The sequence below is a fragment of the Streptomyces polyrhachis genome (genome assembly GCF_042663125.1).
In the GTDB taxonomy this organism is placed as follows: domain Bacteria; phylum Actinomycetota; class Actinomycetes; order Streptomycetales; family Streptomycetaceae; genus Streptomyces; species Streptomyces polyrhachii.
The window spans coordinates 18,799-45,455 of record NZ_JBHSZO010000042.1 but is presented as its reverse complement, the minus strand read 5'-3'; the positions used below and the strand labels follow the sequence as shown (position 1 = coordinate 45,455).

At 73.5% G+C, this 26,657-nt stretch carries 22 protein-coding genes and 1 pseudogene; 9 read left to right on the top strand and 14 right to left on the bottom strand.

Annotated features, from left to right (window positions below):
• Positions 1–188: 188 nt before the first annotated feature.
• The gene (locus tag ACFQLX_RS22110) at positions 189–761 is read right to left on the bottom strand and encodes a cob(I)yrinic acid a,c-diamide adenosyltransferase (RefSeq protein WP_386417779.1); all 573 of its coding nucleotides are present in this window, start codon (positions 759–761) and stop codon (positions 189–191) included.
• A gap of 266 nt (positions 762–1,027) precedes the next feature.
• Between ACFQLX_RS22110 and ACFQLX_RS22105 the strand changes: the two genes are divergently transcribed.
• The 3 genes from ACFQLX_RS22105 to ACFQLX_RS22095 all read left to right on the top strand — a co-directional run bounded on the left by ACFQLX_RS22105 (position 1,028) and on the right by ACFQLX_RS22095 (position 5,165).
• The gene (locus ACFQLX_RS22105) at positions 1,028–1,876 is read left to right on the top strand and encodes a 3-hydroxyacyl-CoA dehydrogenase family protein (protein ID WP_386417777.1); all 849 of its coding nucleotides are present in this window, start codon (positions 1,028–1,030) and stop codon (positions 1,874–1,876) included.
• Positions 1,877–2,091: 215 nt separating this feature from the next.
• On the top strand, positions 2,092–2,433 hold the full coding sequence (locus tag ACFQLX_RS22100) for an STAS domain-containing protein (protein WP_386417776.1): 342 nt from the start codon (positions 2,092–2,094) through the stop codon (positions 2,431–2,433).
• 164 nt (positions 2,434–2,597) lie between these two features.
• Positions 2,598–5,165 (top strand): ATP-binding protein, encoded by a 2,568-nt coding sequence (locus tag ACFQLX_RS22095; protein WP_386417775.1) that lies wholly within the window; start codon positions 2,598–2,600, stop codon positions 5,163–5,165.
• Between the two features lie 65 nt (positions 5,166–5,230).
• On the opposite strand, the gene nucS is transcribed toward ACFQLX_RS22095, so the two are convergent.
• The gene (gene nucS, locus ACFQLX_RS22090; RefSeq protein WP_386417773.1) at positions 5,231–5,908 is read right to left on the bottom strand and encodes an endonuclease NucS; all 678 of its coding nucleotides are present in this window, start codon (positions 5,906–5,908) and stop codon (positions 5,231–5,233) included.
• A 168-nt stretch (positions 5,909–6,076) separates the two neighbouring features.
• Here nucS and ACFQLX_RS22085 point away from each other — a divergent pair, with 168 nt between their 5' ends.
• Complete coding sequence (locus ACFQLX_RS22085) at positions 6,077–6,469, top strand: SCO5389 family protein (protein ID WP_386417786.1); 393 nt, start codon at positions 6,077–6,079, stop codon at positions 6,467–6,469.
• Positions 6,470–6,600: 131 nt separating this feature from the next.
• On the opposite strand, the gene ACFQLX_RS22080 is transcribed toward ACFQLX_RS22085, so the two are convergent.
• The gene (locus ACFQLX_RS22080; protein ID WP_386417771.1) at positions 6,601–7,638 is read right to left on the bottom strand and encodes an LLM class flavin-dependent oxidoreductase; all 1,038 of its coding nucleotides are present in this window, start codon (positions 7,636–7,638) and stop codon (positions 6,601–6,603) included.
• Positions 7,639–7,875: 237 nt separating this feature from the next.
• Here ACFQLX_RS22080 and ACFQLX_RS22075 point away from each other — a divergent pair, with 237 nt between their 5' ends.
• Complete coding sequence (locus tag ACFQLX_RS22075) at positions 7,876–8,208, top strand: ATP/GTP-binding protein (RefSeq protein ID WP_386417770.1); 333 nt, start codon at positions 7,876–7,878, stop codon at positions 8,206–8,208.
• A gap of 76 nt (positions 8,209–8,284) precedes the next feature.
• On the opposite strand, the gene ACFQLX_RS22070 is transcribed toward ACFQLX_RS22075, so the two are convergent.
• The 7 genes and pseudogenes from ACFQLX_RS22070 to mce all read right to left on the bottom strand — a co-directional run bounded on the left by ACFQLX_RS22070 (position 8,285) and on the right by mce (position 17,279).
• Complete coding sequence (locus tag ACFQLX_RS22070) at positions 8,285–9,160, bottom strand: ABC transporter permease (RefSeq protein WP_386417769.1); 876 nt, start codon at positions 9,158–9,160, stop codon at positions 8,285–8,287.
• 32 nt (positions 9,161–9,192) lie between these two features.
• Positions 9,193–10,170: pseudogene (locus ACFQLX_RS22065) on the bottom strand (ABC transporter ATP-binding protein); the annotation flags it as partial.
• A gap of 109 nt (positions 10,171–10,279) precedes the next feature.
• On the bottom strand, positions 10,280–11,059 hold the full coding sequence (locus ACFQLX_RS22060) for an ABC transporter permease subunit (protein ID WP_386417767.1): 780 nt from the start codon (positions 11,057–11,059) through the stop codon (positions 10,280–10,282).
• A 5-nt stretch (positions 11,060–11,064) separates the two neighbouring features.
• Positions 11,065–12,051, bottom strand: coding sequence for an ATP-binding cassette domain-containing protein (locus ACFQLX_RS22055; RefSeq protein ID WP_386417765.1), 987 nt, complete (start codon positions 12,049–12,051; stop codon positions 11,065–11,067).
• Positions 12,052–12,208: 157 nt separating this feature from the next.
• The gene (locus tag ACFQLX_RS22050) at positions 12,209–13,144 is read right to left on the bottom strand and encodes a coiled-coil domain-containing protein (protein WP_386417763.1); all 936 of its coding nucleotides are present in this window, start codon (positions 13,142–13,144) and stop codon (positions 12,209–12,211) included.
• A gap of 115 nt (positions 13,145–13,259) precedes the next feature.
• Positions 13,260–16,601 (bottom strand): hypothetical protein, encoded by a 3,342-nt coding sequence (locus ACFQLX_RS22045; protein WP_386417761.1) that lies wholly within the window; start codon positions 16,599–16,601, stop codon positions 13,260–13,262.
• 219 nt (positions 16,602–16,820) lie between these two features.
• Positions 16,821–17,279: a methylmalonyl-CoA epimerase gene (gene mce, locus ACFQLX_RS22040; RefSeq protein WP_386417759.1), complete on the bottom strand. Its 459-nt coding sequence runs from the start codon at positions 17,277–17,279 to the stop codon at positions 16,821–16,823.
• Positions 17,280–17,590: 311 nt separating this feature from the next.
• Here mce and ACFQLX_RS22035 point away from each other — a divergent pair, with 311 nt between their 5' ends.
• Both ACFQLX_RS22035 and meaB read left to right on the top strand, forming a co-directional pair.
• Positions 17,591–18,793, top strand: coding sequence for an acetyl-CoA C-acetyltransferase (locus ACFQLX_RS22035; RefSeq protein WP_386417757.1), 1,203 nt, complete (start codon positions 17,591–17,593; stop codon positions 18,791–18,793).
• A 64-nt stretch (positions 18,794–18,857) separates the two neighbouring features.
• The gene (meaB, locus tag ACFQLX_RS22030) at positions 18,858–19,811 is read left to right on the top strand and encodes a methylmalonyl Co-A mutase-associated GTPase MeaB (protein ID WP_386417756.1); all 954 of its coding nucleotides are present in this window, start codon (positions 18,858–18,860) and stop codon (positions 19,809–19,811) included.
• A gap of 238 nt (positions 19,812–20,049) precedes the next feature.
• Here meaB and ACFQLX_RS22025 read toward each other — a convergent pair whose 3' ends face one another.
• The 3 genes from ACFQLX_RS22025 to ACFQLX_RS22015 form a co-directional block, all read right to left on the bottom strand.
• Positions 20,050–20,394: a DUF3817 domain-containing protein gene (locus ACFQLX_RS22025; protein ID WP_386417754.1), complete on the bottom strand. Its 345-nt coding sequence runs from the start codon at positions 20,392–20,394 to the stop codon at positions 20,050–20,052.
• Between the two features lie 88 nt (positions 20,395–20,482).
• Entirely contained in the window at positions 20,483–20,992 is a 510-nt protein-coding gene (locus ACFQLX_RS22020; protein ID WP_386417752.1) for a MarR family winged helix-turn-helix transcriptional regulator, read from the bottom strand.
• 10 nt (positions 20,993–21,002) lie between these two features.
• On the bottom strand, positions 21,003–22,409 hold the full coding sequence (locus tag ACFQLX_RS22015) for an MFS transporter (protein WP_386417750.1): 1,407 nt from the start codon (positions 22,407–22,409) through the stop codon (positions 21,003–21,005).
• Between ACFQLX_RS22015 and ACFQLX_RS22010 the strand changes: the two genes are divergently transcribed.
• A complete protein-coding gene (locus ACFQLX_RS22010) occupies positions 22,408–23,385 on the top strand; it encodes an ArsR/SmtB family transcription factor (RefSeq protein WP_386417748.1) in 978 nt (325 codons plus the stop codon). The genes ACFQLX_RS22015 and ACFQLX_RS22010 overlap by 2 nt on opposite strands.
• A 148-nt stretch (positions 23,386–23,533) precedes the next feature.
• Positions 23,534–24,538, top strand: coding sequence for a glycoside hydrolase family 6 protein (locus ACFQLX_RS22005; RefSeq protein WP_386417746.1), 1,005 nt, complete (start codon positions 23,534–23,536; stop codon positions 24,536–24,538).
• 39 nt (positions 24,539–24,577) lie between these two features.
• Here the strand turns inward: ACFQLX_RS22005 and glxA are convergent, their stop codons facing one another.
• Complete coding sequence (gene glxA, locus ACFQLX_RS22000) at positions 24,578–26,497, bottom strand: radical copper oxidase GlxA (protein WP_386417785.1); 1,920 nt, start codon at positions 26,495–26,497, stop codon at positions 24,578–24,580.
• Between the last annotated feature and the right edge of the window lie 160 nt (positions 26,498–26,657).

The following is a 26,657-nucleotide window of genomic DNA, read 5'->3' as shown; positions in this document are numbered from 1 at the left end:
GCTCTCGGCGTGCGCCGTCGCAGGTCATGTGGCGGAGCCACCTGTCCTGCGACGGCGCACGCCGAGAGGGCGTGCCGGGCGTCGGGGCGCAGACGGGGGTTCGGCAACAGCCTCTGAGGGCCCCGCTGACGTCCTGAGGGGCGCCCCCGTGTCGTACGGGGGCGCCCCTCACGCGTGTCGTACGGGGCTCAGCGCTCGCCGCCCGGGACCCAAAGGACGTCGCCCACCGCCTTGTTGGCGGTGCGGGCCAGGATGAACAGCAGGTCCGAGAGGCGGTTGAGGTAGGTCGCGGTGAGCGGGTTCATGCTCTCGCCGTGCTCCTCCAGCGCCGCCCAGGTCGAGCGCTCCGCACGGCGGACCACCGTGCACGCCTGGTGCAGCAGCGCCGCGCCCGGGGTGCCGCCGGGGAGGATGAAGCTGCGCAGCTTCTCCAGCTCCGCCAGGAAGCGGTCGCAGTCCTCCTCCAGCTTGTCGACGTAGAACTGCTCGACCCGCAGCGGCGGGTACTGCGGGTCCGCCACCACGGGGGTGGCGAGGTCGGCGCCGACGTCGAAGAGGTCGTTCTGGACGCGGGTCAGCACCGCCCTGACGTCCTCGGGCAGCTCGCCGAGGGCGAGGGCCGTGCCGATCACCGCGTTGGCCTCGTTCGCGTCCGCGTAGGCGGAGATGCGCAGATCCGTCTTGGCTACCCGGCTCATGTCGCCCAGCGCGGTGGTGCCCTTGTCGCCGGTGCGGGTGTAGATACGCGTCAGATTGACCATGCGGTAGAGCGTAGCCAGGCGGGCTCGGGAAATCGGGGGCGGCGGTGTGATGTGCGTCAACTTGGACGTGATGCGCATCTCTTAGCACTCCCGAAGCCCTCCCTCGGCGCTAGTGTCCGCCCAGGGGCAGCGCCACGGGCCCTCCCGCTCCGGCCTCCGGCCGGTCCGCACGGCAGCGTTGCCGGACGGGGGCGAAGGGCGCTGCGCGTACCCGCACGTGCACGTCACGCCCGTCCACACCACCGCCAGCAAGGGGAATACGCATCGTGGCTCGTAAGCTCGCCGTCATCGGGGCCGGTCTGATGGGATCCGGCATCGCTCAGGTGTCCGCCCAGGCGGGCTGGGACGTCGTCCTGCGCGATGTGACCGACGCCGCCCTCACCCGCGGCACCGACGGGATCAAGGCCAGCTTCGAGAGGTTCGTCGCCAAGGACCGGATGCGCGCGCAGGACGCCGAGGCCGCGCTCGCCCGGATCACCACCACCACCGAGCTGGACGGGGCCGCCGACGCGGACATCGTCGTCGAGGCCGTCTTCGAGAAGCTTGAGGTCAAGCAGGAGATCTTCCGGACGCTCGACAAACTGGTGAAGGACGACACCGTGCTGGCGTCCAACACCTCCGCCATCCCGATCACCAAGATCGCGGCGGCCACGCGGCGCCCGGAGCGGGTCGTCGGCGCGCACTTCTTCTCGCCGGTGCCGATGATGCGGCTGTGCGAGCTGGTGCGCGGCCTGAAGACCAGCGACGAAACCCTCGCCCGCACCCGGGAGTTCGCCGAGAGCGTCGGCAAGACCTGCATCGTCGTCAACCGCGACGTGGCCGGCTTCGTCACCACCCGGCTGATCGCCGCACTGGTCGTGGAGGCCGCCAAGCTCTACGAGTCGGGCGTCGCCACCGCCGAGGACATCGACATCGCCTGCAAGCTGGGCTTCGGCCACGCGATGGGCCCGCTGGCCACCGCCGACCTCACGGGCGTCGACATCCTGCTGCACGCCGCGGAGAACATCTACACCGAGTCGCGCGACGAGAAGTTCGCCGCCCCGGAGTTGATGCGGCGCATGGTGGACGCCGGGGATATCGGCCGTAAGAGCGGTAAGGGCTTCTACGAACACTGAGCGCACGGTGCGCGGCGGAAGCCGGGTGGCCGCCAGCTGTCGACGTGATCACGCCGACGGTTGGCGGACATGCCGACTACTTCACTCGCACGAGTGAATTCCCTCGCGATATGCGCACAAACGACAACCTGACGTAGCCCTACACAGTCAGATCAGTAAAGGCACCAGAAGACACCAGTAGGCACAGAGCACCGCAGAAGACCCGGGGAGCACAGATGTATATCAGGGGCGACCATGCCGAGCTGGTCGTCGGGGGCCGCCTCGACGTCCGCAGCGCGGCGGACGCCCGTACGGCCCTGCACGAGGCGGTCGACTCCGGGGAGGCCGGATCCGACCTGGTCCTCGATCTGACCCGCCTCGACTCCTGGGACGCCACCGGGCTGGGCGTGATCATGGGAGCGCACCGCAGGGCGGGGCGGGCGGACCGCCGGCTCGTGCTGCGCGGGGTGCCGCCGCAGATGCAGCGGCTGCTCGTCGCGACCAGACTGCACAGAATTCTCGCAATTGAGAACGGCCGTTCCTACGACGTCCGGGTTGATACGCGGCACCCCTCCTGAGGCCGTAGTTCAACGATTGGATGACAGCTGCACCCCCGATAGGCTCAGCTGTTCGTTTCCTCATTCGAAAGGTCTAGGCTGCGGCTGAACCGCCGCGCCACCAGGGCACGACACGGACCCTGGACGACCGGGAGGCGGGCGGCATCTCAGGGGGATCGTCTCCAATGGACCCGAAGAACAAGCGGCAGCGTCCCGAGCCGATAGGCGCGACGGGCCGCACACCCGCCGCGGGCACACCCGCGGCCGGTACGGCCCGCACGGCCGCGTTGATCGCGGGCGACTACCGCGTCACGGTCAACCCGGTGGACGGCAGCCAGGTCGAGCTGGCCGCCGGGGGGCGCCCCGAGGACCGTACGGGAGTGCCGGAACGACTGGCCGAGGCCGAGGCGGCGCGGCGCAGAGCCGCGCTGACCGCCCCGCTGCCGCCCGGCACCGTCATCCCCGAGCTGCCGCTGCTGGAGCGCGAGGAGGTCCGCGACCGGCTGGTGCGGCTGCTCTCGCGCGGCCGGTCCGTCCGGGTCACGGGCGCCTCCGGCGCCGGGCGCACCAAGATCCTCGACGCGGTCGCCGCCGACTGCGCGAACCTCGCCCCCGACGGCGTGATCCGCCTCTCCGGCCGCCGCCGCACGACCGCCGACCTGCTCCACCAGCTCCACGGCCTGGTCTTCGAGACCGCCCGCAGGCGGCCCACCCGCCCGGAGCTGCTCGCCGCGCTGGCGGAGGTCGGCGCGGTCGTGGTGATCGACGACCTGGAGTTCGGCGCCGCGGCCCTGGACGAGCTGCTGGCCGCCACCCCCGAGTGCGCCTTCCTCGTCTCCGCCACCCCCGAGGTGCCTTCGCCCTCGGCTGAGGCGCAGCTTGAGGAGGTCTTCCTCGGCGGCCTCAGCCGGCGCGGCTGCCTGCAGCTGCTGGAGCTGGCGGCCGACCGGCTGCTGTCGGACGAGGAGCGGGCCTGGGCCGGGGACCTGTGGTTCGAGTCCGAGGGCCTGCCACTGCGCTTCGTACAGGCCAGCGGGCTGCTGCGGCAGCGCGACGCCGCGCTGGAGGACCCCCGCGGCGAGACCGGCGCCGAGACCCCTGCCGGGAGCGGCGCCGAGCCGGGCACCACCCCCGACGCCGAGCCCGACCAGGCCGCCGCGCTGCCCACGCTGGCGCAGAGCGCCGCCGCCGCGCCGCTGCTCGCCGCGCGCGGCACGGACGCCGCCCGCCGCACGCTCGTCCTGGCCGCCGCGCTGGACGGGGAGGTCCCGCACCACGCCCAGCTCCCCGCGCTCACCGAGGACACCCACGCCGACACCGCCGTCGCCGAGCTGCTGGAGTACGGGCTGATCACCGCCTCCGGCAGCGGCTACCGGCTGGCGACCGGGGTGGCCGGGCAGCTGCGCGCCGCCGGGCTGCTGGAGGTCCCCGAGGGCGGCGAGGACCCGGCGCTGACCATCGCCCAGCACTACGCCTGGTGGGCCGGCCACAGCTCCGTCCCCACCGAGCGGGCCGCCGCCGAGTCGGTTGTGGTGCTCGCCGCGCTGACCAGGCTGCTCGCCGTCCGCGGCCCCGGCCACGTCAACGCGGCCGTGCTGCTGGCCCGTACCACCGCGCCGGTCTTCGCGCTGGCGCTGGACTGGGGGACCTGGGAGCGCACCCTGCGGCTCGGCGTGGAGGGCGCGCAGCTCTCCGGCGAGCTGGCGCAGGAGGCGTACTTCCACCACGAGCTGGGCGTACTCGCCCTGTGCGGTGGGGTGTTGGACCGGGCGCGGACCGAGCTGGAGGCATCCCTCGCGCTGCGCGACGCGATCTCCGACCGGGGCGGCGAGATCACCGGCCGGCGGACGCTGGCGCTCATCTCCGACGTGGGCGGCTTCGCGCCGGCGCCCGCGGTGTCTTCAGGGCCTTCAGGGCCCGGCGGGCCCGCGGCCAAGGCGCCGCCGCTGCGGGTGTCGCCGCCGGAGGAGCACACGGTCGTCCTGCGCCAGGCGGCCGGCGGCCCGGCCGGCTCCGACGCCGCGGCCCGCCGCGGCCGGCGGCGCAACGTCATCGCCGCCGGCGCCGGTGCGGCGGTCGTGGTGGTGCTGGGCACGGTGCTGGCGATCGGCGCGATGGGGGACGAGGCCAAGGGCGGCGGGGACGACCCGGGCACCGTCCGGATCGACCCCTCCGCGGAGGAGGCAGTCCCGGACGACGGCCTCCCGGCGGACGACGCGACGAGCGCGGACCCGTCGAAGAAGCCCAAGAAGCCGGGCGACCCCACGGCCCCGGGCGCCACCCCCGGCAGCGAGGACCCCACGACCCCGGGCACGGGGGACGGGGGCTCGTCCACGACGGGCGGCGGTTCGTCGTCGGGCGGCGGTACGTCCACCTCGGGCGGGAGCACGACGTCGGGCAGCTCCACTGGGGGCGGTACGTCCACCTCAGGCACGGCGACCGACGGAGGCGCAGCCGCTGTCGGCGGTGCCACTGACGCGGGTACTACTGACGCGGGCGCTACTGACGCCGGCACTACCGACGCGGGTACCACTGACGCCGGCACTACCGACGCGGGTACCACTGACGCTGGCACTACCGACGCGGGTACCACTGACGCGGGTACCGCCGACGGCGGCACGACACCCGACGGTGGCACGACGCCCGATGGTGGCACGACGCCCGATGGCGGGACCAACGCCATCGGCCTGACCACCGACGGCGTCACCGTCGGAACCACCGGCGACACCGGCACCGACGCAGGCTTCGCCTGACCCGTACGCCGACGCCGCGCCGAACTCCCCGAGTCCGGCGCGGCGTCGGCGCATGAAGGGCCGCCTCAGAACAGCCGCAGCTTGTCGTCGTCGATCCCCCGCAGCGCGTTGTAGTCCAGCACCGCGCAGCTGATCCCCCGGTCCGTCGCCAGCACCCGCGCCTGCGGCTTGATCTCCTGCGCCGCGAAGACGCCCTTCACCGGCGCCAGCAGCGGATCGCGGTTGAGCAGCTCCAGGTAGCGCGTCAGCTGCTCCACCCCGTCGATCTCGCCGCGGCGCTTGATCTCCACCGCGACCGTCGTACCGTCCGCGTCGCGGCCGAGGATGTCCACCGGCCCGATGGCCGTCATGTACTCGCGCCGGATCAGCGTCCAGCCCGCGCCGAGCGTCTCCATCCGGTCCGCGAGCAGCTCCTGCAGATGCGCCTCGACGCCGTCCTTCACCAGACCCGGGTCCACGCCCAACTCGTGCGAGGAGTCGTGCAGGACCTCCGTCATGGTGATGATCAGCTTCTCGTCGGCCTTGTTCACCACCGTCCACACGACCGTGCCGCAGGCGTCCGCCTCCGCCTCCTTCAGTACACACGGCGGCGACATCCAGTTGAGGGGCTTGTACGCCCGGTCGTCAGCATGGATGGAGACGCTCCCGTCGGCCTTCACGAGGATCAGGCGCAGGGCAGGGGCGAGATGGGCGGTGAGGCGTCCGGCGTAGTCGACGGAGCAACGGGCGATCACAAGGCGCATGACGGACCACGCTAGCAGTGTTCGATTGTTCGCATTCTTGTGGTGCGCCCCCATCCCGCCACCTACCGTGGATGCAGGCGGTCGTTGCGCATGTACGTACGGTGGCGACCGCTTTCCCTGTCCGTGTGACCGCTCTTGACAGGAGGAGCGGTCATGAGAGGAGAAACCATGTCGCTGGACGTCTCACCGGCTCTGCTCGCACAGGCTGAGCGGGGCGAGGTCGACGAGGCAGCATTCGTCGACTGCGTCCGCAGCTCCCTGCCGTACGCCTGGGAGATGATCAGCTCGCTGGTGGCGCAACTGAAGGTCGACGGAGGGGACTTCGCCGACAATCAGACGCCGCCGCCCAGCGAGCAGGCACGCGGCCAGCTGCTGCGCGCACTGGCGAGCGATGCCATACGCGGCGCGCTGCAGCGCCACTTCGGCGTCCGTCTCGCCTTCCAGAACTGCCACCGAGTGGCGGTCTTCCCACTCGACCCCGTGGTCGACGAGACGCTCGCGCGCTTCACCTCGCCCCGCAACCAGCTGCTGAACCAGTCGCCGGAGCTGCGCGACTGCTGATGCCGCCCACCCGGGGGCCGCCGGCCGCTCCGGCCCGCAGCCCCTCGCACCATCGCATCACCGCTGCCGCTCCCCTCGCCGCCCGACAGCCCGAGACGTCCCGGACCCCGACACCTCCACGGACAGGCTCATCAGCTTTCGAGGAGCGGCAGCACCTCCTCGCCCAGCCGCGCCACGTTGCGCTCGGTCGCCGACAGCTCGCCCGAGCCCTCGACCAGCAGCGCGAAACGCGTGATCCCGGTGCGCTCGGCCGTCGCCGCGAGCCGGTCCGCCGCCAGCCGCGGGGGCCCGACCGCGTGCAGCTTGCAGAGCAGTTCGGTGTAGGCGTACGGATCGCGCGCGGGCCCGGGCCGCCCGTCGACAGTCACGTAGGACTCGAAGGACGTCCGCAGCAGCTCCGGCAGCGTCTTCAGCAGCACCTCCGCGGCCGTGCGCCGATCGTCCTCGATCTGCGCCACCCCCGCCGAGACGTGCCGCCGCGCGGCCGCCGCCACCCGGTCCGGATCGTGCCCCGCCGCCAGCGCCTCGCGCCGCCACAGGGCGACCGCCTCCGCCTTCTCCGCGTCCCCGCAGTGCATGCCCAGCAGCATCGGCAGCAACTGCCGCGCCGCCAGCTTCACGCTCCCCGGCGAGGTGCAGGCCACCATCACCGGCGGTCCGCCCAGTCCGTCGAGCGCCTCGTCCGGCCGCGGTACGACGTCCACCTCGCGGAAGCGGTAGCGCGGCCCGGCCGCGCCCACCCGCGGCTCGCGCAGCCAGCGCAGCAGCAGCTCCAGCGACTCCGGGAAGCCCTCCTCGAACGCCGCCAGCCCCGTGCCGAAGACCTCCAGGTCCACCCACGGTCCGCCGCGCCCCACGCCGAGCGTGAAGCGCCCGCCGGAGGCGAGGTGCAGCAGCGCGGCCTGCTCGCCGAGCGCCACCGGGTGCTGCGAGGACAGCACGCTCACGGCCGTCCCCACCCCGATCCGGCTGGTGCGGCCCAGCAGCAGCCCGGCCAGCGTCGCGGCGTTCGGGCAGCTGCCGTACGGAATGAAGTGGTGCTCGGCCAGCCACACGTCGCTCAGCCCGGCGGCCTCGGCCGCCTCCCCGGCGCGCACGGCGCGGTGCAGTGCCTCGCCGTGCCCCTGGCCCGGGAACCGGGCTCCGAGTACAAACGCTCCGATATCCATCTATCGGCCCCTAGCTTCGTTCTGGTGATCTCCTCAACAGGCGGCGTGCCCGCCCCATACCCCAGGCGCGGTCCAGGCCCGACAAGTAGCCATGATTCTCGCCGAGTTGAGTGATCCCGGCGCCAGTTGCCCGGAGACTATGACAGAGGCGCCTTAGGCTGGTAAGGAGACGACGGCTCTACGGGGGCAAACGGGACATCACGGGCCCGACCCTGCCGGCCGGGAAGGACCAGCGAGATGTCCCCGCGCAAGAACCGCCCCCGGGGCGGCAGCACCGGCCGTTCCCCCAGCGGGGAGGAACGCGATCCGGGCTCCCTCCTCGGCGGCGGGCGCCGCGAGGAGTGGCGCGGCGAGGACTGGCTGGTCCGCCAGATCGGCGGCGCGGCGGCGGCCAAGCACTACCGCTGCCCCGGCTGCGACCAGGAGATCCCGCCAGGGACCCCGCACCTGGTCGCCTGGCCGGAGCACGGCGGCGCGGACGACCGCCGGCACTGGCACTCGGCGTGCTGGCGGGCCCGCGACCGGCGGGGCGTCCGTCCGCTACGGGGACGCGGCGCCCCGCGCTACTGACGGCGAACGGGGGCGGCGCCCGGTTCGGGCGCCGCCCCCGCCTCGTACCGCCGACCCAAGAGCCGGCGCCCGGGTCCTACACGTCCCGCCGTGACACCGACCACGCCGCCAGTGCCAGCACCGCCGCGGTGGCCAGCCCCAGCAGGCCCAGCAGCTCCCAGCCGTCGGTGCCGCCGCCGCTCTCCAGCGGGATGCCGAAGAGCGCCGCCAGGCCGTTCAGCGGGGAGTACTCCACCAGCCGGTTCGCCAGTGTCGCCGAGCCGCTCGTCTGCAGGAAGATGCCGATCACCACCGGCAGCAGGATCAGCCCCAGCATCGCGGTCACCGCCCCCGCCGTGTGCCGCAGCAGCGCGCCCGCGCCGACCGCGAGCAGCCCCAGCAGCGCCACGTACAGCGCGGCGCCCACCGTCGCCCCGAGCCACACCTCGGCGGTGAGGGCGTCGGTGTGGCCCTGGTACCCCATGCCGTCCATGGTCTCGTAGTAGGCGATCCGCGGGTCGTCCACCGCCGCGTAGTTCAGCGCCGCCGCGATCGTCGCGGCCACCGCGGTGAGGGAGAAGGCGAGCGCGAAGAAGACGATCCCCTTCGCCGCCAGCACCCGCAGCCGCTGCGGACAGGCGGTGAAGGTCGTACGGACCATGTCCGTGCTGTACTCCGAGGTGACCACCAGCACCCCGAGCGTGATCACGCAGACCTGCCCCAGCAGCAGCCCCGCGAAGCCGCCCGAGAGCGGGTCGGTGACGTACATGGAGCCGTTCTGGCTCGCCGCCATGAGCGCGCCCACCCCGATGACCAGGACCAGCATGATGCCCAGCGTCCACATCGTGGAGCGCACCGAGCGGATCTTCGTCCACTCCGAGAGCAGCGCGTCGCCCAGGTGCGTGCGCCGCACGGGCAGCGCGGAGACGTAACCGCCGTCGGCGGTAGCGGTGGTGGCAGTGATCCGGCTCATCGGGCGCCCTCGCTCTGCAGGATCTCGGTGCCGCCCGGCAGCGGCGACGACGGGGCCGGCTCGGGCGGTGCCTCGGCCGACAGTCCGGCGCGCGGATCGGCGACGGACCGGTAGTCCACGGCGGAGTCGGTGAGTCGCATGTACGCGTCCTCCAGCGACCCGGTGTGCGGCGACAGCTCCCACAGCCGCACCTGCGCCCCGTGGGCGAGGTCGCTGATCCGCGGCAGCGGCAGCGCGCCCACCTTCAGCGCCCCGTCCGGCAGTTCCTCCACCGCCGCGCCCTCGCCCCGCAGCAACCCGGCGAGCGTACGGGCCTGCTCGGCGTCCGGTGTACGCACCAGGGCGTAGCCCGCGGAACTGCGCGCGATGAACTCCGCGACGCTCGTGTCCGCGATGAGCCGCCCGCGCCCGATGACCACGAGGTGGTCGGCCGTGAGCGCCATCTCGCTCATCAGATGGCTGGAGACGAAGACGGTCCGCCCCTCGGCGGCCAGCCCCCGCATCAACTCCCGCACCCAGCGGATGCCTTCGGGGTCGAGGCCGTTGACCGGCTCGTCGAAGAGCAGCACCCGCGGATCGCCCAGCAGCGCCGCCGCGATCCCCAGCCGCTGCGCCATGCCCAGCGAGAAGCCCTTCGAGCGCTGCTCGGCGACCCCGTGCAGACCCACCACGTCGAGCACCTCGTCCACCCGCCGGCGCGGGATACCGGAGAGCTGCGCCAGGCAGGTCAGGTGCGCGCGGGCGCTGCGCCCGCCGTGCACGGCCTTCGCGTCCAGCAGCGCGCCCACCTGGCGCGGGGCGTTGGGCAGCTCGCGGAAGGGCAGTCCGTTGACGGTGACCGTGCCGGTGTCGGGGGCGTCGAGGCCGAGGATCATCCGCATCGTGGTGGACTTCCCGGCCCCGTTGGGCCCGAGGAAGCCGGTCACGACGCCGGGGCGGACGGTGAACGACAGGTCCGACACGGCCCACCTGGCGCCGTAGCGTTTACTCAGTCCGCGAGCCTCGATCAAGGTGCGTCATCCCCTCACTGGTGGGCGGGGGGAACACCGCCCCCCGTGTGAAGTGAGAGGCTATCGGCCCGTTTTCGGTTCCGCACCGGGCGGTGCGTTCCCAACCCGCTCAGGCGTCGCGGTTCTTGAGCACCAGATAGCCGCCGATCAGCGCCGCCGCCACCCACAGCGCCATGATGCCCAGGCCGCCCCAGGGTCCGTACGGCACCTCGTCGCTGTCCATCGCGCCCGGCACCACCTGCATGATCTTCGAGCCCGCCTGGTCGGGCAGGTAGCGGGCGACCTTCTTCGCGCCCGGGACGGCCGCGAGGATGGGGGAGACCAGGAACATCAGCGGCATCAGGATGCCCAGCGCCAGCATCGAGCTGCGCAGCATCGCCGTCACGCCCATCGCCAGCATCGCGATCAGCATCAGGTACAGCCCGCCCCCGACCACCGCGCGCAGCACGCCGGGCTCACCGATCGACGTCCGGTGGCCGCCGAGCACCGCCTGGCAGGCGAAGAAGGTGAGGAAGCTCGTCAGCATGCCGACCACCAGCGCGAGGGCGGAGGCGGCAGCGACCTTGGAGGCGTAGAAGAGCCCCCGGCGGGGGACCGCCTGCAGCGAGGTACGGATCATGCCGGAGCTGTACTCCGTACCCACCACCAGCACCCCGAAGACGATCATCGCGAGCTGCCCCAGGATCATGCCCGAGAAGCTCACGAACGTCGGGTCGAAGGTGGCGCGCTCGTTCTCGCTCATATCGTCGAAGAGGGCGTTCGTCACTGCCGAGAGCGCGATACCCACCCCCAGCGTGATCAGCAGCACGGCCGCCAGCGTCCACTTCGTGGAGGCGACGGTACGGATCTTGGTCCACTCGGACTCCAGGACCGCGGAAGCGGATGCCATCGTCTTCAGCCCTTCCCGTTCGCGCCGTCGCCCCGGCCCCACTGCGGGCCCGCGGGAGCGGCGGCGGTCTGTCCCGGCTCGTTGAGGTTGTGCGCGTGGTACTCCACCGCACCGGCCGTCATCTGCATGAACGCCTCCTCCAGCGAGGCGCGCTGCGGACTCAGCTCGTACAGCGTGATCCCGCTCTGCGCGGCCAGCTCCCCGATCTCCTTCGCGGCGTCCGGGCCCTCCACCTCGAAGGAGCCGTCGCCGACCTCCACGGCCGTGAGGCCGGCGCGGTGGAAGGCGTCCTTCAGCTGCTCGTGCTGGGGGCTGCGCACGCGGACGAAGGAGCGGGAGTTCTCCGCGATGAAGTCCGCCATCGAGGTGTCCGCGAGGAGCCTCCCCTGGCCGATGACGATGAGGTGGTCGGCGGTCAGGGCCATCTCGCTCATCAGATGGCTGGAGACGAAGACGGTACGGCCCTGGGCGGCCAGGCTCTTCATCAGGTTGCGGATCCAGTGGATGCCCTCGGGGTCGAGGCCGTTGACCGGCTCGTCGAACATCAGGATCCGCGGATCGCCCAGCAGCGCGGAGGCGATGCCCAGCCGCTGGCCCATGCCCAGCGAGAAGCCCTTGGACTTCTTCCCCGCGACCGCGCCCAGCCCCACCGTGTCCAGCACCTCGCCCACCCGGTGGCGGGGGATGCGGTTGCTCTGGGCCAGGCAGAGCAGGTTGTTGTACGCGCTGCGGCCGCCGTTCATCGCCTTGGCGTCCAGCAGGGCGCCCATGTACGTCAGCGGCTCGTCCAGGTCCCGGTAGCGCCTGCCGTCGATACGGACCCGGCCGGCGGTCGGCGCGTCCAGGTCGAGCATCATCCGCATCGTGGTGGACTTCCCGGCCCCGTTGGGCCCGAGAAAGCCGGTCACACGGCCCGGTCGCACCTGGAAGGACACGTCGTCCACGGCGAGCTTGGCACCGTAGCGCTTGGTCAGCCCCTCGACCTCGATCATCCGTCCAGCCCTTCCCGTAGGACAACGCCCCCACGCTAAGTGCGGCCGGGAAGACGGGCCCACTGCGACGCGCGGGCACGGCGAAGCCCCGCACCGCCACCGGTGCGGGGCTTCGCCGCAAGGTGCTGGAGGACGGCCGATCCGGCGGCCGCCCGGCTCAGCGGGTCTGCTGCGCGGGCACGCCCGGCTTGCTGTCCTCGATCTCCGGGGTCGTCTGGGCGGCGACCGCCGCGCCCGTGAGCGTGGCCAGCATCTCGCGGACGTTGGTCAGCTGGGCGTTGATGGAGTCGCGGCGGTTGGTGAGCGCCGCCAGCTCGCGCTCCGACTCCGAACGCACCCGGTCGGCCTTGGCGTTGGCGTCGGCGACGATGTCCTCGGCCTGGCGCTGCGCGGTCTCCACCGTCTGGCGGGCGCGGCGCTCGGCGTCCGTGCGCAGCTTCTCCGCCTCCAGGCGCAGCTGCTCCGCCCGGTGCTCGATCTCGGCGAGGCGCTTCTCGGCCTTGGCCTGGCGGGAGGCGAGGTCGCGCTCGGACTGGTCGCGGCGCTTGGCGAGGTTGGTCTCGAAGTCCGCGGCGGCCTGGGCGGCCTTGGCGCGGGTCTCCTCGAAGAGGGAGTCCGCCTCCTCGCGCTTGGACTGGGCGTCCTTCTGGGCGTCGGCACGCATGCCGGCCGCCTCGCTCTTCGCCTTCTCGACGATCCGGACGCCCTCGTCCTCGGCCTTGGCCTTGCGCTCGGCGGCGAAGGACTCCGCGTCGTTGCGGACCTGCTGGGCGGCGGACTCCGCCAGCTCGCGGTGCTGCTCGGCGGCGCGACGGGCCTCCTCGCGCAGGTCCTTCGCCTCCTCCTCGGCCAGCCGCAGGATCTTCTCGACCCGGGCACCGAGACCGGCGTAGGACGGCTCGGCGTCGTTGACCTGGGCCTGGGCGCTCTGCGTCTCGAGGTGGAGCTCCTCGATCCGCTTCTCCAGGGCGGTGATACGCGCCAGCGCGCTGTCGCGGTCGGCGACGAGTTTGGTGATGCGCTCGTCCACCTGACCGCGGTCATATCCGCGCCGCACGAAATCGAAGCCGAAGGGGGAGGATGTGTCGCTCATGGATTTCCTGTCGGGTGAGACCGGGTGAGGTGATAGGGGGAATCTTAGGGGCCTCGACGGCGTGTCAGAGAGTCATTCCGCACTTGATCTGGAGAATGACCCTCCTTTCGGGTGCTTAGCCGTCGCTCTGCTTGCCACCCGAGCGCGGCGCCCCGGCCGCGGCCGGGGCCTTCGCGCCGTCCTTGGCGTCCTTACTACCCCCTGCGGGCGGCCCCTGGAAAGACTCCAGCGCGTCCAGGACGGACTGCACGCGGGAGATCTCCGCGTTGATGTCCTCCCGGCGCCGCGTGATGACCTCCAGCTCCCGCCGGCCCTCCTCGATGATCCGCTTGGCCTCCGCGCGGGCCTCGATCTTCGTGCGCTCCGCCTCGTCGAAGGACTCGGCCTTGCGCGCCTCCGCCTCCTTCAGCAGCGACTCGGCCTTGCGCACCGCGGCGATACGGACCTTGCTCGCCTCGCCGCTCGCGTCGGAGAGCACGTCCTTGGCCTTGGCCTGCGCGGCGGTCAACTGCTCCTCGGCGGCGGCGACCAGCCTGTCGACGCGCTCCCCGGCGGCGCGGGTCAGCTCCGCGCTCTCCCGGCGGGAGCGCTCGTGCAGCTCCTCGATCTCCTTGTCCGTACGGGTCCGCAGCTCCTCCGCCCGCTCGCGGATGTGCGCCGAGTCGCGGCGCGCCTCCTCCAGCACGGTGTCGGCCTCGCCGCGGGTGCGCTCGGTCAGCGCGTGCGCCTGCGCGGTGGCCTGCGCGACCAGCCGCTCGGCCTCCTTGCGGGCGGCGCCCACCAGCCGGTCCGCCTGCTCCTCGGCCTCGGTGGCGGCGCGCAGCGCCTCCTCCTGCGCCTTGGCGACCAGGGTGTCGACCTGCTCGGCGGCCTCGGCGCGGCGCTTGGCGGCGTCCTGGCGGGACTCGTCGCGCAGCCGCTCGGCGCCCTCGCGCATCCGCTCGGCCTCCGCGAGCGCCTCGTTGACCGCGGACTCCGCGAGGGCCTTCGCGGCGGAGGTCTCCTCCTCCGTCTCGCGGCGCAGCGTGGCGGTGTAGTGCTCGGCGGCGGCCTTCAGACCGGAGATCTCCTCCTCGGCCTGGGCGTGCAGGTCCCGGACCGCGTCGCGGACCTGCTGGGCGGTGCTCTCGGCGGCCGTGACCTGCTCGCGGGAGTGCCGCTCGGCGTCCGCCAGCAGCCGGGACGCCTCCTGCTGGGCCTCCTCGACGCGCTTGCGGGCGTTGGCGAGCAGCTCGTCGCTCTCCACCCGGGCCTGACTGCGCTCGCGGTCGGCGTCCTGGCGGGCGTCGGAGAGCAGCTCCTCGGCCTCCCGGCGGCGGCGCGACGCCTCCTCCTGAGCGGCGGTGAGCGCCTCGGCGGCCTGGGTCTGCAGCCGCTCCGCCGCGGCGGCGGCCTCCGCGCGCAGCCGGTCGGCGGTCTCCTGGGCCTCGGTGCGCAGCCGCTCGGCCTCCTCGGCGGCGTCCGTACGCAGCCGGGCGGCGGCCGTCTCGGCCTCGGCGCGGGCGGCGCCGGCCGCGGCGGCGGCCTCCTCGCGGACCCGTCCGGCCTCCTCCTCGGCCTGCTGCTGCAGGGTGCGCAGCCGGGCGGCGGCCTCCGCGCGCAGCCGGTCGCTTTCCTCCGCGGCCTCGCGGCGGATGCGCTCGGCCTCTGCGCGGGCCTGGCCCAGCGCCTCCTCGGCAGCGGCGACGCGGGACTCCGCCTCGCGGCGCAGCCGGTCCAACTCCTCCTGTACATCGGCCCGTTGGGCCTGTGCGGCCTCCTCGGCCTCCCGGCGGACACCGCGGGCGGCCTCCTCCGCGGCGGCCACGAGCTCCCCGGCGCGGCTCTCGCCGCCGGCGCGCAGCTCCTCGGCCTCGGCGCGGGCCCGCTCCAGGGCCTCCTCGGCCTGGCGGCGCAGGGCGCCGGCCCGCTCGATCGCCTCGGCGCGCACCCCCGCGCCGTCGGCGGCGGCGCTCTCGCGTACCTGCTCGGCGTCCTGGCCGGCCCTGGCGAGGATCTCCTCGGCGGACGTCGCCGCCTCCTCGATCTTCGCCAGCGCCTCGCGGCGCGCCTCGCCGCGGATGCGCTCGCCCTCGGCGACGGCCTCCGCGCGCAGCTGCTCGGCCTCGCCGCGCAGCCGGCGCGCCTCCTCCTGCAGCTCCACGGTCTTCTGCCGGAAGGCCGCGGTGTCGTCCTTGGCGGCGCCCTTGACCTGCTCGGCGGTGTCGGCGGCCTCCCGGCGCAGCCGGTTGGACTCGGAGGCGGCCTCCGCCTTGATCCGCTCGGCCTCCGCGGCGGCGGCCCGGGTGGACTCCGCCGCCTCGGCGGTGGCCTTGGTGATGATGTCCTCGGCGGTCTTGGCCGCCTGGGCGAGCGCGTTGGCGCTCTCCTCCGCCGACTTGCTGCGGGCCTGCTCGCCGGCCTCCGAGAGCTGCTTGTCCGCCTGCCGGCGGGCGTCGGCGAGCAGCTGCTCGGCCTCCGCCCTGACCTTCTCGGCCTGCTTGGTCGCCTCGCCGACCACCCGGGAGATCTCCGCGCGGGTGGTGTTCATCCGCTGCTCGGCGTTGGCCTCGGTGTCGGCGACCCGCTTGGCGACGGTCTTCTCCGCCTCCGCGAGCAGCCGCTCGGCCTCGGCGCGCGCCGCGCGAAGCGCCTCCTGGGCCTCCTGGGCCCGCAGCTGCGCGGTGCGCTGCAGCTCGGCGGCCTCGCGCCGTGCGTTCTCGGACTCGGCGGTGGTGGAGGTACGCAGCTTCTCGGCGTGCTCCGTGGCCTCCGCGGCCTGGGCGCCGGCGGCCCCCAGCAGCCGTTCGGCGTCGGTACGGGCCCGGCGCAGGATCTCCTCGGCCTCGCGGCGGGCGCCCTGCGCCTCGTCACCGACGCGCCGGCGGGCCTGCTCGGTCAGCCGCTGCGCCTCGGCGCGGGCGGCCGCCACGGCCTGCTCGGCCTCCGCGCGGCTCTCCGCGAGCAGCCGCTCGGCCTGGGACTCGCTGCGGGCGCGGACCTGCTCGGCCCAGCGGACGTTCTCGTTGACGTGGGTCTCGACGCTGCTGCGGCGCTCGGCCAGCTCCTCGTCGAGGCGCTGGCGGCGCTTGATCGCCTCCGCGTGCAGCTCGGACTCCAGCTGCGCCTGGCGCTCGGCGTGCTCCTGCAGCAGCCGCTGGGCCTGGGCGCGGGCCTCGCGCAGCTCGCGCTCGACGTCCGCACGCATCTGCTCGGCCTGCATCTGGGCAGTACGGAGCAGCTGCTCGGCCTGCTGGCCGACGTCTCCGTAGGCAGGCCGGGAAGCGATGGCGCGGCGCGCCTCGTGGAGCTTGGCGCGCAGCACCTCGACCTGGTAGCCGAGGTCCTCGACGCGCTGGACGGCCTTCTCGCGCTCCTTCTTCAGCCGCTTGATCTCGGCTTCGAACTGCGAGAGTCCGTCCAGCCCCTCGTGGGCTGCCTCGGCCTGCTCAGGCTGGTAGCGGTCGTAGCCCCGCACTGCGCGGTCCCATCCGTCCCCTGGTCGTCTGTGTCCTGCTGAACTGATGAGCCGACATGCCCGGGCACGGACCCGTCGGCGATGATCGCGTCAGCTCATCGGGCCGCCCCAGGACGGAGGCGGCCCCCATGCACTGTACCGGGACCGGAACGCAACGGTCAGTGGGCCGGGGGTAAGCGATCTCCTCCCGGGTGCCCGCGGCCTTCGGCGGGGGCGCGGTCAGTGCTCCTGGCCGTGCTCCTGGCCGTGCTCCGCCGTGGGGGCGGCCGTGACCAGCTCCGTCAGTACTCCGCCGCAGTCCTTGGGGTGCAGGAAGGTGATCCGCGAGCCCATGGAGCCGGTGCGCGGCTCCTCGTACAGCACGCGTACGCCCCTGCCCCGGATCTCCGCGGCGTCGGCGTCCACGTCGCCGGTGCCGAAGGCGATGTGGTGGACGCCCTCGCCGTTCTTCGCCAGCCACTTGCCGACCGGGGAGTCCTCCCGGGTGGGCTCCAGCAGCTGGAGGTAGGAGGCGCCGCCGTCGGAGGTCTCGTTGATCTTCAGCATGGCCTCGCGCACGCCCTGCTCCTCGTTGACCTCGCTGTGGAAGACCTCGAAGCCGTAGGTGGAGCGGTAGAACTCCACCGTCTTGTCGAGGTCGAAACAGGCGATCCCGATGTGATCGATTCGCGTCAGCATGTATCCAGTCCACCGCTGTTCCATGCGGTTACGCAACGTGCGCACGGTCACAGTCGCGGAGCAGTGACCCGGATAGGCGTGCGTAAGTACATTGACGTGGAGGCTGCCGCCGAACCCCCGTCGTCCGCGCGGAGCGCGGGCGTCGCGGTGGTCGGTGCGTGCTCTCGGCGTGCGGTGTCACAGGTCATGTGGCGGAGCCACCTGTCCTGGGGCGCCGTGCGCCGAGAGTGCGTGCCGGGCGCCGGGGCGCAGACGGGGGTTCGGCGGCAGCCTCCTACCCTCACTTACTTTTTCCCCGAAGGGGCGGACGCATGACTGGCACTCCCGGCACCACCTCCGTGATCGTCGCAGGAGCCCGTACGCCCATGGGGCGCCTGCTCGGTTCGCTGAAGAGCTTCTCCGGCGCGGACCTCGGCGGTTTCGCCATCAAGGCCGCCCTGGACCGGGCCGGCATCTCCGGTGACCAGGTCGAGTACGTGATCATGGGCCAGGTCCTCCAGGCCGGCGCCGGCCAGATCCCCGCCCGCCAGGCCGCCGTCAAGGCCGGCATCCCGATGAACGTCCCCGCGCTGACCGTGAACAAGGTCTGCCTCTCCGGCCTGGACGCCATCGCGCTGGCCGACCAGCTGATCCGCGCCGGCGAGTTCGACATCGTCGTCGCCGGCGGCCAGGAGTCGATGACCAACGCCCCGCACCTGCTCCCCAAGTCCCGCGAGGGCTACAAGTACGGCGCCGTCGAGATGCTGGACTCGATGGCGCACGACGGCCTGACGGACGCCTTCGAGAACATCGCCATGGGCGAGTCCACCGAGAAGCACAACACCCGCCTGGGCATCGACCGCGCCTCCCAGGACGAACTGGGCGCCCTCTCCCACCAGCGCGCCGCCGCCGCCCGGGAGGCCGGCGTCTTCGACGCCGAGATCACCCCGGTGGAGATCCCCCAGCGCCGCGGCGAGCCGGTGCTCTTCGCCAAGGACGAGGGCATCCGCCCGGAGACCACCGCCGAGTCCCTCGGCAGGCTGCGCCCGGCCTTCGCCAAGGACGGCACCATCACCGCCGGCACCGCCTCGCAGATCTCCGACGGCGCCGCGGCGGTCGTCGTGATGAGCAAGGCCAAGGCCGAGGAGCTGGGCCTGGAGTGGCTGGCCGAGATCGGCGCCCACGGCAACGTCGCCGGCCCGGACAACTCCCTGCAGTCGCAGCCCTCCAACGCGATCCTGCACGCCCTGAAGAAGGAGGGCCTGGACGTCGGCGACCTCGACCTGATCGAGATCAACGAGGCCTTCGCCGCCGTCGCCGTGCAGTCCATGAAGGACCTCGGCGTCACCCCCGAAAAGGTGAACGTCAACGGCGGTGCCATCGCCCTGGGCCACCCGATCGGGATGTCCGGCGCGCGGCTCGTCCTGCACCTGGCGCTGGAGCTGAAGCGGCGCGGCGGCGGCGTCGGCGCGGCGGCGCTGTGCGGTGGCGGCGGTCAGGGTGACGCGCTCATCGTGAAGGTCCCCGGCAAGTAGTCAGGGGCGCCGCCACCCCGGCGGCCGTCCGGCACCACCACGTACGACAGGAGCACGCGCACCCATGGCAGACGTCCCCACGCTGGTAGCCCAGGCCCGGGAGGGCCGGCCGCGGGCCGTGGCCCGGCTGATCTCCCTGGTCGAGGGGGCCTCCCCGCAGCTGCGGGAGGTCATGGCCGCGCTCGCACCGCTCACCGGCGGGGCGTACGTGGTGGGGCTCACCGGCTCGCCCGGGGTGGGCAAGTCGACCTCCACCTCGGCGCTGGTGTCGGCGTACCGCAGGCGCGGCAAGCGGGTCGGCGTCCTGGCCGTCGACCCGTCCTCGCCCTTCTCCGGCGGCGCGCTGCTGGGCGACCGGGTGCGGATGAGCGAGCACGCCTCCGACCCCGGCGTCTACATCCGCTCCATGGCCACCCGCGGCCACCTCGGCGGGCTCGCCTGGGCCGCGCCGCAGGCGATCCGCGTACTGGACGCGGCCGGCTGCGACGTGGTGCTGGTGGAGACCGTCGGCGTCGGGCAGTCGGAGGTGGAGATCGCCTCGCAGGCGGACACCTCCGTCGTCCTGCTCGCGCCGGGGATGGGCGACGGCATCCAGGCCGCGAAGGCGGGCATCCTGGAGATCGGCGACGTGTACGTCGTCAACAAGGCCGACCGCGACGGCGCCGATGCCACCGCCCGCGAGCTGAACCACATGCTGGGCCTGGGCGAGGCCCGCGAACCCGGCGACTGGCGCCCGCCGATCGTCAAGACGGTCGCGGCGCGCGGCGAGGGCGTCGAGGAGGTCGTCGAGGCGCTGGAGAAGCACCGCGCGTGGATGGAGGAGCGCGGGGTGCTGGCCGAGCGGCGGGTGGCGCGGGCGGCGGACGAGACGGAGACGATCGCCGTCACACGGCTGCGCGAGCGCATCGGCGACCTGCACGGCGACCGGCGGCTGACGCGGCTGGCGGAGCGGATCGTCGCCGGCGAGCTGGACCCGTACCGCGCGGCGGACGAGCTGGTGGCGGGGCTGACGGGGTAGCCGGGGCGCGTGCGCGGCCCGACGCACCGGCGCTCGGCGCACTGGCAGGAGCCCTCCGGCCGGCATCGATCCGGCGGAGGGCTCCTGTCAGTGCGGGTGGCTACCCTTGGGCGGGTGTGGGGGCTTCACGGGGGGAGTCCTGGCGGGGGGAGCGGGGTTCGCGTTCGTCGTCGCCGCCGCGGTCACGTTTCCGCTGTCATGCCTTCGCGGTCACGCTTCCGCCGCCATGCCTCCGCCGTCACGCCTTCGCGATCGCCGCGTCCCCGTCCGTGTCGCGGATCAGCGGGGCCACCTCGTCGGCCACCCGGCGCTCCACGAAGAACGCCGCCGTGGGGACCGTGCCCGCGAGCAGCACCCAGAGCTGCTTGCCCAGCGGCCACTTCGCCTTCGAGCCCAGGTCGAAGGCGAAGACCAGGTAGAGGATGTAGAGCCAGCCGTGGGCGATGCCGACGACCTTGGTGAAGCTGTCGGCGCCGTCGAGCTCCAGCACGTACTTCCCGATCATGCCGAGCACCAGCAGGATCAGCAGGACACCGGTGACGTACGCCATCGTCCGGTAGCGGGTCAGCACACTTCGCTTCATGCGTACGAGACTAGCCGGGCCCCGCCGGTGCCCCGGCGGCCCCCCGGTGCGAGACGCGTCACCCTGGCCGGCGCCGGCCTGCTCCGGTCTACTCCGGCTCGAAGTCCCCGGCCGCTATCCGCAGCGGGCGCAGCATCGCGAAGATCTCCGCGCACTCCTCGGCGTCGTAGGCCGACAGGCCGAAGTCCATCGCCATCAGCTCCCGCGTCGCCGCGTCCACCACCTCGCGCCCCTTGGCGGTGATCGAGGCGAGCGTGCCGCGCCCGTCGTTGGGGTTGGGGCGCTTGGCGACGTAGCCGGAGGCGGCCAGCCGGTCGACGGTGTTGGTCACCGAGGTGGGGTGGACCATCAGCCGCTCGCCGATCTTCGACATCGCCAGCTCGCCCTCCTTGGCGAAGGTGAGCAGGACGAGGGCCTCGTAGCGCGCGAAGGTCAGCCCGTAGGGCTTGACGACCGCGTCGACCTCCGCCAGCAGGATCTGGTGGGCGCGCATGACCGAGGTGATCGCGGCCATCGCGGGGGCGCCGCCCCAGCGCCGCGTCCACAGGGCGTCGGCGCGGGCGATCGGGTCGAAGGGGAGGCTGAGGGGCTTGGGCACGGGCCAGAGATTACCCGGTGGTCACATCGCGGTCGGTCCGGTCCCACTCCTTGGTACGGCCCTCGGCCCTGCGCAGCCCCGCCAGCAGGCACACCGTGCACACCGTGCCCAGCGCCCCCGCACCCGCGACGACGTACTGCACGGGGACGAACTCCGCCGCCGCGCCCGCCGCCGCCATCCCGACGCCCTGCAGCGTCATCAGCCCGGCCTGCAGCAGCGTCATCGCCCGCCCGCGCAGCTCCTCCGGCACCGCGTCGACGAACCAGCGGTCCAGACCCAGGGTGTACGCCGAGCCCAGCCCGCAGACCACCAGCGCGACCAGCGCCAGGGGGACGCCGGGATGCAGGACGTACAGCAGGTACGGCAGCAGCGCGGTCGCCGCCAGCGGTGCGACGATCCGCGCCCGGGTGGCGGGGGAGAGGGCCGAGCCGGCGAAGACCTCCCCGGCGATGGTGCCCACCGGCAGCGCGCACATCAGCACGCCCAGCGCGACGGTGCCCGCGCCGATGCTGTCGGTGTACGGGGCCACGAGGGCCTCCGGCGCGACGGAGAACAGCGGCGGCACCCAGGACAGCAGCATCAGCAGCCGGATCCTGCGGTGGCCCAGGAGCTGCCGGGCGCCGGAGAGGGAGGCGCGCAGCAGCGCGGCGCCGCGCTCCTGGGCGTGGTGGCGGGCCGGGCGGCGCCGCGTGCCCAGGCGCAGGATGGCGGCGGAGGCCAGGAAGGTCAGCGCGGTGGTGGTGAGGGCGGCGCGCGGGGAGAGGAACGCCAGCAGGACGCCGCCGGCGCCGTAGCCGGCGATCAGGGTGGACTGGCTGACGATCCGCAGCAGCGAGCGGCCCAGGACGAAGAGGTCGCCGCTGCCGAGGATGTCGCCGAGGGTGGCGGCGCGGGTGCCGGCGAAGACCGGGGCGACGGCGGCGATCGCGCAGCGCAGGGCGAGCAGCGTGCCGACGCCCGTGCCGGGCAGCACCATGGCCGCCGCGGCGGCGGCGCACAGCAGGTCGCAGGTGACCAGTACGCGCCGGGCCGGGTAGCGGTCGGCGACGGAGGCGAGCAGGGTGCCGCTGAGGAGGTAGGGGAGGAAGCCCACCGCGAAGGCCAGCGCGCTCATCAGGGGCGAGCCGGTCAGCCGGTAGACCAGCACCGACAGGGCGATCTCGCTGAGGATCACGCCGAGCAGGGAGAGCAGGTGCGCGGCGAAGACGGCGCGGAACTCGCGGACGGCGAAGACGGCGCGGTAGCCGGCGGATGCGGCGGTCTCGGGCGCGGTCTCGGGCGCGGTGTCCGGGCCGGGTGCGGTGTCCGGGCCGGCGGGCGGGTGGGCGTCGGTGCTCATGGGCGCAGCCTCGCGCGGCGGCGGGCGGCGGCGTAGTCTTTCGGGCTGGAGCGAATCACCGGGGGAGGGGGCGGTCATGGCGTCGCGACTGGTCTTCGGCCCCGAGGACCTGCTGCGGCTGCGGTTCGCGATCTCCCCGCTCTGGGAGACCCACGACGCGGTCCGCACCCTCATCCGCCCCGACCGGCAGGGCTTCCACCTGCCCTGGCTGCGCGAGATCCGCGAGCGCGCCCGCGACCTGGACCTCACCCCGCTGTGGCTGTTCATGCCGCGCAGCGGCACCTCGCCGGACTTCCTCGGCCCGCCCCCGCTCAGCCTCACCGCCGGCTTCGCGGAGGAGATCGCGGTGGTCCGGGCCGCCGACCCGGACGCCGCGCTGCGGGACATGCGGCTGTCGCTGGCCCACACCCCGGGGGCGGCGGAGCACCCGGTGGCGCGGGAGCTGCTGGCCGATCCGGTCCGGGCCGTCGCGGTGCTCGCCGACCTGCTCCAGGCCGCCTGGCACGCGCTGGTCGAGCCGCACTGGCCCCGGTTGCGGGCGCTGCTGGAGGCCGATGTCGCCTTCCACACCCGGCGGTTGGCGCTGGGCGGGCTGGAGGCGCTGTTCGCGGAGCTGCATCCGAAGGTGCGGTGGGCCGGCGGGGTGCTGACGCTGGACACCCGCTGGGAGTACACGCGCGATCTGGGCGGCCAGGGGCTCCTGCTGCTGCCCAGCGCCTTCCTCTGGCCGGACGTGGTGACCGGCTTCGAGCCGCCGTGGAGCCCCGCGCTGGCCTATCCGGCGCGCGGCGTCGGCTCGCTCTGGCAGCGGGCGGGCCCGGAGGCCGGCGAGGCGCTGGCGCGGCTGCTGGGCGCGGGCCGCGCCCAGGTGCTGGCCGCGCTCGACGAGCCCGCCGCCACCACCGTGCTGGCCGCGCGGCTGGGGCTGGCGCCGTCCACCGTCTCGGCGCATCTGGCCGCCCTGCGCGACGCGGGGCTGCTCACCTCGCGGCGGGTGCGCCACCACGTGCTGTACGAGCGCACGCCGCTGGGGATCGCGCTCGGCGGCGGGTGACGCGGTCCGGGGCGGCGGGCCGCGGGATGGCGGCCACCGGGGTTTTCCGGCTTTCCGCCGCCTCGCCGGGGCTCGTACGGCCGGATGGATTGTCTTATATGTCAGGGTAGGGGCTTCTTGTCCGCCCGCGCCCCGCCCAGGAATCCGGATGCCAGGACGCCCCCTCCTCCTCGCCGCGGTCAGCCTGGCGCTCATCGCCGCCTCGCCCGCCGCCCAGCCCACCCCCGTCGGGGATCCAGCCCCCTTCTGGGTCGATCCGGACAGTGCCGCCGCCGTGCAGGTGCGCGACTGGGAGGCGCAGGGGCGTAGTGACGACGCCCGGCTGCTGCGCCTGATCTCCGAGCGGTCCCTCGCCGTGTGGCCCTCGGGCGACGAGTCCCGGGTCGGCGCCGACGTGGCGCGGGCGGTACGGGGCGCGGGCGCGGCCGGTGCCACGGCCGTGCTGGTGGCGTACAACATCCCGCACCGCGACTGCGGCCAGCACTCGGCGGGCGGCGCCCCCGACCGGGCCGCCTACCAGCGCTGGATCGGCGCCTTCGCCGACAACATCGGGGACGCGCGGGCCGTGGTCGTCCTGGAGCCCGACGCGGTGGCGCAGATGGAGAGCGGCTGCACACCGGGGGAGTACCACCAGGAGCGCCAGGGGATGCTGGGCGACGCGGTGCGCCGCCTCAAGCAGCGGCCGGGCGTGCGCGTCTACCTGGACGCCGGCAACTCCGCCTGGCACCAGGACCTCGGCCTCCTCTCCCGCCGCCTGTGGTCCTCGGGCATCGCGGACGCGGACGGCTTCGCGATCAACACCGCCAACTTCCAGACCACCGGGGACTCCCTGCGCTACGGGCGCGACCTCGCCGCCCTCCTGGGCGGCAAGCACTTCGTCGTCGACACCGGACGCAACGGCAACGGCCCCGCCACCGAGGGCCCCGACCCCTGGTGCAACCCGCCCGGCCGCGCCCTCGGCATCCCGCCCACCACCGCCACCGGCGACCCCCTCGCCGACGCCTACCTGTGGGTCAAGCGCCCCGGCGACTCCGACGGCTGGTGCCGCGGCGGCCCGGCGGCCGGCACCTGGTGGCCCGACTACGCCCTGGGCCTGGCCCGCGCCGCCGCCTGGAACGAGCGCCGCACGGCGGTGGCACGCCGGAGGCGCTGACCCCGGCCGCGCGGTCAGCGCCTCCAACCCGTCGCCAGCTCAGGGCAGATGGACCCACTTCGCCTCCGACGGCAGCCCCTTGGCGTCCGTCATGGTGAGCATGTACCAGCCGGGCGGGACCAGCGAGCGGTCCGCGGGGATCTTCGCCGTCACCTTCCCGCCCTTCGCGGTGAAGTCCACCTGGATCGACCGCTGTTCGACGTCCGTCACATGCGTGACCGAACTCGGGCGCAGCAGCCGGACCTTGGCGATGCGCTCGGCGCCCCGCACCTCGTACACCGCAGCCGACCCCGGCGCGGGGCGCTCGGGGCCCGCGCCGATCACCGGGCGCTGCCCGACGTCCTTGCGGTGCAGGTACGGCGGCTCGTACACCTCGATGCGCTGCTCGAAGGAGCCCGGGCGCGAGCCGGCCTTGTCGGAGAAGAGCGGGTCGGAGCCGAAGACCGCCACCCGGCCGTCGGGGAGCAGCAGCGACTCGGTGTGGTAGTTGCGGCCCACGAGCGGGTCGGCGGCCGGGCGGAAGGCGTTGGCGCCGGGCTCGTAGAACTGGGCCTTCAGGATGTCGGAGTTGCCGCGCCCCCGGTAGTCGCGCGAGCCGCCGGTGGTGAAGACCGAGTCGTCCGGCAGGATCACGCTGTTGAGGTAGCGGGTGGGCTCGCTCAGCTTCGGGCCGTCCTGGTAGGCGGGCCTGCCGGACTTCAGGTCCACGATCGTGGTGCGTTCGGTGGAGCGCTTGGACTCCCCGACCCCGCCGCCGCCCAGCACCATCACCTTCTGGTCCTGCGCGGGGGGCAGCAGCAGGGAGCCGGCGGTCTCCAGCTGGTCGGGGTCGCTCATGCCCTTCACCGGCTCGAAGGTGTTCCTCTCCAGGTCCCACAGGCCGGGGGTGCGGCCCTGGTCGGCCGGTCCGTAGCCGGCGTTGGCCCCGGAGTAGAAGAGCTTGTTGCCCTTGGTGAGGAAGAGGGCCGGATAGGTGGGGAAGTAACGGGTGGGCCCCTTCGACCACTTCTTCGTTCTCGGGTCGTAGATCTCGTTGTCGCCGTAGAGGACCTCGCCGGCCTCGTCCAGTCCGGAGACCGAGAGCACGCGCCCGTCGGCCAGCGTCACCAGGGTCGGGTACCAGCGGGCCTTCTTCATCGGGTCGACCCGGACGTACTCCTCCTTCACCGGGTCGAACTCGAAGGCGTCCTTGATCCCCTGGAAGTCCTGCTTGTCCATGGTGATCTTCTGGGCGAGCCCGTAGACGTTGTAGACGTCCTCGCCGCGCAGGCCCTCGATCTCGTACTGCGACTGGCGGGAGTTGGCGAACTTCGGGCCCTTCCTCTCCGCCTCCACGAAGACGTTGGTCTCCCCGGCGGTGACCCGGGTCTTCCTCCCCTGGCCGTGCTTGGTCGCCGCCGGGACGGTGGCGGCGGTCATCGAGCGGTAGGTGAGGCCCGAAGGGGCGGTGAAACGCGTGCCCTTGGCCAGTTTCAGCGGCCGGTCGGGGTTCTCGTTCTTCACCAGCATCCGGCCGCCCGCGCGCTCCACGTCGCCGTCCAGGCGCTCGTAGCGCGCGGTGCCGCCGGCCACCAGCAGCCGCCCGTCGCCGAGTTGGGTGTGGCCGGCGCAGAAGAGGTCGGCCGGCGTCCTGATCTTCTTGTAGCTGTTGTCCTTCGGGTTCCACAGCACGGTGGTGAAGGTGCCCGCGTCGAACTTCACCCGGTCGTTGCCCGAGCCGGCCACCAGCAGCACCTTGCCGGTGTGCAGCAGGGCGGCGTGGATGGCGTTGAGCCGGTCGCCGCCGGGGGTCTCCATCACCTGCCACGAGCCGTAGCGCGCCTTGTACGCGGGCTGGGCGATCTCGTACGCGCGGTACTGCTCGCGGGCGAAGCCGATCGCCGCCGGGGCGTTCAGCCCGGCCAGGACCAGGGCGACCGCCGTACCGGCCAGGGCCTTGCGCACCCGCCTCTCGGCCAGCGCGCCGGCCGCCCGGCGCCTCGCCGCGGCGCCGTGGACGGCGAGGCCGCGCAGCGCCGCGCGCTTGACGGCCCAGCGCGCGCTGGCCGCCCGCGCGCGGGGGGAGCGGGGGGTGCGGCTGCCCGGCACGTGCCCGCTCGGCTCGCGCTTGTTCGGCAGA